Here is a 6,132-nt window from a genome sequence, read left to right as displayed (position 1 = left end):
GAGCGATACCCCGTAGGAGGATCCACTAGCAGGATCAGCCAGACGCTGCGTTGACTTTCCACCCCGCCAATCACCTGATCAGAACCCCGCCATCTTGGCGAAAAGTCACAGTAAGCGCCATACGTCGCAGGGCGAACCTAGGCGCGAGAAGCCTCAAGCCCGGCCCGCCATGACCGCCTCAGCCTGAGGTAGGGGCAGGGCGTCCATGCCCGCCGCTTAGACTGGTTGGCGGTGCTTGGCGCCCGGTGGACGCAACAAGCGAAGTCCGGCATGACATGCCCTCTAAAAGTAAGAACAGTAAATTGCATAGCCGGGAGGGCCGGGACATGGCAGAAAGTACAACCGAAAATCTTTTCCGAGAGTTCTACGGGGCGTCGAAATTCATTGAAAAGCGCGACATCCCAAAAAAATTCGGATTCCAATCGAAGCGCGAGGGCTCCACTGACGATGGCTTCCCTGACTTTTTCAAAGACATGGGATCATGGCTGATCGTCGTTGAAGCGAAGTCCGGCGAGCCTGGACCAAAATCTGACCACGTCGCTGCAGTAGCCGACGTGCGAAGCTACATGACGACGAACGCGGTTCCGCACACAGACATCGTTGGTATCGCAGTATCGGGGCAGACCGAGGAGTCACTCCGAGTCACGCATTTCTTTCGCAAAGCCGGCGCCGAAGAAGTAGAAGAGCTTGACGACCCACGCAGCCTGGTGAGTCTAGAGTCTCTGACAAAGCACTACGAAGAAACGGCTCATGGGGACCCGCTATCCGATGCAGAGCTGCAGCGATTCCTTGTGCGGCTCAATGAGCGGTTTCACAAGGATTCACGGGTCCGCGACACTGAACGGTCACTGTTCTTCTCGGCATTGATGATTGCCCTCGACGACTCGAAGTTCCGCAGCGTCTATCAGTCGCAGGTCATCCCAGACGACACGCGCCTCGTCGAAGGGCGATACCTAAACGACGAGATAGTGGCGGCCGTCAAGCGTCAGCTGGTAAAGAAGGTCAACTCTGAGTCGAAGCAGATCGACTGGGAGGACCGTTTTGCATTCGTTAAGACGGTAGACATTCCTCTTGACGAGTACAAGAACATCATCAGCGATATTGACGAGAGAGTACACCAGCCTTCGAAACGCGCAAAGCGAGACGTCCTTGGACGTGCGTACAAAATCTTTTTATCGCGTGCGGGGAAGATGGACAACAAAAATATCATCCTGACGCCCGATCACATCAAGACGTTGATGGTTAACTTGGCACGGCTCGAGCGCGATGATGTGGTGCTAGACACGTGTATGGGATCCGGTGGATTTCTCATGGATGCGATGGAGCAGCTGGTCGAGAAAGCCCACGGAAACGAAAAGCGCATTGAACATATCCATGAGCACCAGCTGATCGGAATGGAACTCGATCCAATTCTCTTCGCGCTGGCATGCTCCAACATGTTCCTGCATGGAGACGGCCGCTCCAACCTCCTTTTCCGAGACTCGCTTGTAACGCGCGGCAGAACGTTCACGGTAAACGAGCCTGACAAGAAGCTGCGGAACTACGTGAAGGGGCTGCACCCGACGAAATGCGTCATCAACCCCCCGTACGAGCACGACAACCCCATCAACTTTACAACGTCGGCGATCGAGTTCCTGGAGGATGGCGGGCGACTCATCATCATCATGCCCAACAACACTCTTTCGAAAGGCGCCAACGAAAAGGCCGTGCGATCGATCCTTGAAAGGGCGAAGCTTGATTTCGTAATAGAAATGCCCCAGCAGCTGTTCTTCGAGCAGGGCCGGGGTGTGAAAACTTCAATCTTCGGGTTTACGAAGACGAGTAACGGCCACGAGCAAGACGCGTTGGTGACCTTCATCAATATGGAGGACGACGGGCACGAGGTGCGCTCCGGCAGCGGACGACGCGATACTGGACGATGGTCGACGATCGCTGCTCTCGTTGAGAAGGCCGTGCGCGATGGCGCGCAGAGCATCGAATCACGCTCTTGGCGCAGCCCAATCTTCGACGACGAAGGGGCCCTTGATGCCCGCGGAGTTCGACGCAATCCATGGCCGCAGGCAGAGATACACGACCTCGAAGCGGCAGTAGCCGACTGGCAGGAAGCTCGAGCGCAGCGCGAAGAGGCTTTGGAGAAAATGGCTCGGGTCTTAACCGAAGCAGGTATCGGTGGATTCGATGTCTGAGTGGCCGAGGACCAGTGTCGGTAAGCATGTTGAGCGGCGCACTGAAAAAGTCTCAATCCAGCCTGGAGTTGAGTACAACACGATGGGTGTGCGCTGGTACGGCAAGGGGACCTACCTCCGTCGCCCGAGCAAACCACAAACAAAGACGCTGAGCCGTGCGCGTGAAGGCGACTTCGTGTTCTGCCGAATTGACACTCAAAAGGGTCCATTTGGCGTTGTCCCCGCGGACCTTGACGGCGCCTTGGTCACGAACGAATTCCCGCTATATTCCGTTGATTCAAGCTCACTTGACGCTCGATTCCTCGCAATGTGCTTCCTAACCCAAGAAACCCTGGACCGAATCGGAAAGCTCAGGGATGGACGGGACGGACGGGCGCGGTGGAAGGAACCCGACTTCGAGTCATGGGAGATTCCCCACCCTCCCGCCCCAATCCAAAGCCGTATCGCTGACGTGATTTCAGCAGTCGACGAAACGATTTCTGCCACCGAGCATGAGGCACATCGCCTCGCGGCCGTACTGAAGATACGCCGGGCTGCTCTCACGAACGATGCAAGCTTCACGGAGGTGCCTGCTCACACCGCGTTCGACATCCGTCTTGGGCGGCAGAGGTCACCTGAACGGGCGAATGGCCCATCCATGACGCCATATTTGCGGTCTGGAAACGTCGGGTACGACAGTTTGCGCCTAGACGACATCCTCTCAATGGACTTCAATGAGCGAGAGCGCGAGCGGTACGCCTTGGCGAGTGGCGATGTGCTCGTATCCGAGGGAAGCGCTGGCGCAGACGCGGTAGGCATGCCGGCAGCATGGAATGCCGAAATTGAGGGACCCGTCTGCTTCCAAAATACGCTGCTGCGGTACCGCTCCATCGTAGGCGTCAGCACGCCAGCGTTCATGAGGCACTGGTGCTTATGGGCTTATGAGTCAGGCACCTTCCGCAATGCTGCGCCGGACGGCGTGAACATTAAACATATCGGCGACAAGCGGGCAAATGCCATGCCTGTACGGTTGCCCGACACCGACGCGCAAGAGGCAATCGTCGCGGAGCTTGAGCCATTATCTGAGGCAGTAGCAAGCCTTCGTGCAGAGGCAGCTCGTCTCCAAACAACTCGCGCAGCACTGCTCAATGCATTGCTTACGCGCAAGGTAGAAATATCGACTCCGATAGTCTGAGCCTCATACTGCGTTTTTGGATTACTCATCCAACGGGTATTTATCGCTCGCGCTGACTGAATTCGAACCGGTCACGCTGATCTGCGTGCCCCGGTCTGACAACTAGCTACAGCGCTTCCAGCGGCCGAGACTTGCTCGGCCGCTGGATAGTGTCAGCCGCCCTCCTCCACCTGACCTGAAATCCGCGCCCGGCGCGGCTCGGCTGGCCAGATGATGTCCTCCCCGAGCGCCGTCAAAAAAGCGGAATACTCTTCGACGCTCAGCTCACCACGCACGGCTGCGCTCCTGACGGCGTCCCTTCGGGACCAAAGGAAACTCTCACCCGCCTCTCGACGAACCGAGTAGATGGTCATATCCAGTCCTGCCAGCTCTGACACGAGATCTGGCCTAAGAGACGGTGTCGACTGGGCGGCAAGGTCCCTGATTTGGTCAGTAGCCGCTTCATAGTCCTCATACGACAGGGCCATTTCTTCAATCTCGTGCGTGCGGGCACGCGGGTTGCTCAGAGCTACCGCGATCCTCCACGGATCAGCGATGCCGCCGCCCATCCGATTCAGAGAGAATCGTTGGTCTGCTGCCTTTTCCGCTCTCTCCTCGACAGCGTGGGGGGCGCGGCTACGCGCAGCATAGATGCGTGTGTTATCGAACGCCCGAAACTCGTCGACGGGAAAAATTGACTCGTACAAATCGCCGAGAATCAGCTTGTCGAACGGCTTTCTCGTTGCCCAGTGGGTTCTGATGCGTTTACGAATATTACTTGACTGACCAATATAAAACTGTTTGTATTCGTCGAAAACCATGATGTAAGCGCCTTCAACTTCGCTCCAATCAGCCAGCGACTGAACAGGTCTGAAAGTCCGCCCTTTCAGGAGAACATGCTGTAGCGCCTCCTCAAACTCGATCTTGTCTAAGGATGCGAAGTAGCTCATCGAAAGATCGAAGTTCACCAACGCTTGGTCCCGTTGCGCCAGAAGATAGACGTCCGAATGTCGCGTGTGCTCCTCGTCTCGGTAGGACCAGGCGATGCTCGCCCATAGCTTCTCCCCTACCTGCTCGCGACTGAAGTACTGTGCCGGAGCGCGATTCGGATACCCATACAGTTCACGGGTCATCGTGTGCCCGACTATTGACCTCCTGAGCTTCTCTCCGAAGTGCAGGGCGGAAGTTGGCTGCTTCTCCGTCACTGCTCCACCGTTGCGATCAGTTGTGGTCCGTTGTTGCGGACAGATCCGACCTCATTGCCGACGACCCGTGGGACGAGGTTGGGTTCGGGGATGGTGTCGATGAAGTGCTGCACGTGGTCCCGCTCAGTCATGGTCGGGTCCAGCCACTGGTCCTGCAAGTTCTTCGGGATGATGACCGGCGTCCGGTCGTGGATATGCCCGAGCGCGTCGTGAGCGGCCCGGGTAAGGATCGTCGCGGTCACCAACCACTTGTCCTCGGCATCCTCTGCCTTGGTGGGGTCGGGCCAGAACTCGTACAGGCCGGCGAAACCCAGCAGCTGATCCTCGTCCTCGGCGTGGAGGTAGTGAGGGGTCTTCGTCCCGTCCTCGTTCTTCTGCCACTCGTAGTAGCCGTTGGCCGGGATCAGGGCTCGTCGTTTAGTGGCCGCCGTGCGGAACGACGGCTTCTCCGTGACAGTCTCGCTGCGGGCATTGATCATCCTGGCGCCGGCCTTCGGGTCTTTGGACCAGACGGGGACGAGTCCCCAGCGGGCTATCTCGAGGCGGCGCACCAGCTCACCCTCGCGCAGCTGCTCGGACACGAACGGGATGCCCTGCATCGGGGCGACATTCCACGAGGGTTTCAGTTCGTCCTGGTACTCCTCCTCGACGCTGAACGCGTCCCGGATAGCGGATTTACTGCCTGCAATAACGAAACGTCCACACATGATCCTGATTGTCCCCCAAAGCTAGGGAGCGGGCGTACCCCGACTACCAGATGCCTTTGTCTCCCTTCGAACGACGGTTCTTGGGCTGCGGCCCCGCATCCATACCTTTTTCTGGGTGGTAATGCTTCTTGTTGTAGAGCTTGTCGTACTCACTACCGGTCAATTTCCAGACCGTTTTGGCTGACGCTATGCCCCCGACTGCACCTGCCGCAGCAGCCCACGGGTTGTAGAGCACGAGGTAAACCATAACGAAGGAATACACCACTGCAACCACGAACTGGAGGGCCGCGCGAACAGCTGGATCCTGATCGAACGGAACCGTCAGTTGCAGTTCCGAGGCGGTACGGTGGAGAAGATCCTCACTTTGTGACAGTCTCGCGAACTGCCATTCAAGGTCAGCAAGCCCGCTTTGGTCCTTGTCCCTTCGAATTGACTCAACTAAGTCATCGAACCGTTCCCCTTCAAATTCTCGAAAGATGCCGCTAGACCACGGGCTGTTCATCGATTGAGCTACAGCATCTTGCGAGCTAGCTGCTTTGCGGAACATGTCGGCTGCATTCCTGGCGGGATGCGTCAACCCAACTGACTCAGTCGTACGCCCGAACCCCGACACCGCCATATCAGCGACACCCAAACTCGCCAGAGACCCCATCGACTCCATCAACGACGCAGAGACCGAACGCCCGAACCCCATCGACACCACATCAGCAACACCCAAACTCGCCAGAGACCCCATCGACTCCATCAACGACGCAGAGACCGAACGTCCCAACCCCGACACCGCCATATCAGCGACACCCAAACTCGCCAGAGACCCCATCGACTCCATCAACGACGCAGAGACCGAACGCCCGAACCCCATCGACACCACATCAGCAACA

At 57.6% G+C, this 6,132-nt stretch carries 6 protein-coding genes; 3 read left to right on the top strand and 3 right to left on the bottom strand.

The window, feature by feature from the left end; all coding sequences use genetic code 11:
• Positions 1–326: 326 nt before the first annotated feature.
• Positions 327–2,186 (top strand): HsdM family class I SAM-dependent methyltransferase, encoded by a 1,860-nt coding sequence (locus ACX80F_RS16815; protein ID WP_459337528.1) that lies wholly within the window; start codon positions 327–329, stop codon positions 2,184–2,186.
• Between the two features lie 451 nt (positions 2,187–2,637).
• Entirely contained in the window at positions 2,638–3,360 is a 723-nt protein-coding gene (locus ACX80F_RS16810) for a restriction endonuclease subunit S domain-containing protein (RefSeq protein WP_459337527.1), read from the top strand.
• Between the two features lie 152 nt (positions 3,361–3,512).
• Here ACX80F_RS16810 and ACX80F_RS16805 read toward each other — a convergent pair whose 3' ends face one another.
• Genes ACX80F_RS16805 through ACX80F_RS16795 form a run of 3 tightly spaced genes read right to left on the bottom strand, consistent with a single transcriptional unit; the run spans position 3,513 to position 5,798 of the window.
• Positions 3,513–4,544 carry a GIY-YIG nuclease family protein gene (locus tag ACX80F_RS16805; protein WP_459337526.1) on the bottom strand — a complete coding sequence of 344 codons (1,032 nt, stop codon included), beginning with the start codon at positions 4,542–4,544 and terminating at the stop codon, positions 3,513–3,515.
• Positions 4,541–5,251 carry an SOS response-associated peptidase gene (locus ACX80F_RS16800; protein WP_459337525.1) on the bottom strand — a complete coding sequence of 237 codons (711 nt, stop codon included), beginning with the start codon at positions 5,249–5,251 and terminating at the stop codon, positions 4,541–4,543. The genes ACX80F_RS16805 and ACX80F_RS16800 overlap by 4 nt, the downstream gene beginning before the upstream one ends.
• 43 nt (positions 5,252–5,294) lie before the next feature.
• Positions 5,295–5,798, bottom strand: coding sequence for a hypothetical protein (locus ACX80F_RS16795; protein WP_459337524.1), 504 nt, complete (start codon positions 5,796–5,798; stop codon positions 5,295–5,297).
• Between ACX80F_RS16795 and ACX80F_RS16790 the strand changes: the two genes are divergently transcribed.
• Positions 5,797–6,132, top strand: a 336-nt coding sequence (locus ACX80F_RS16790) for a hypothetical protein (protein ID WP_459337523.1), incomplete at its 3' end; no start/stop codon positions are given. The genes ACX80F_RS16795 and ACX80F_RS16790 overlap by 2 nt on opposite strands.

It is taken from the genome of Arthrobacter sp. TMS2-4, from assembly GCF_054511075.1.
This window is presented reverse-complemented; position numbering and strand designations above follow the sequence as displayed.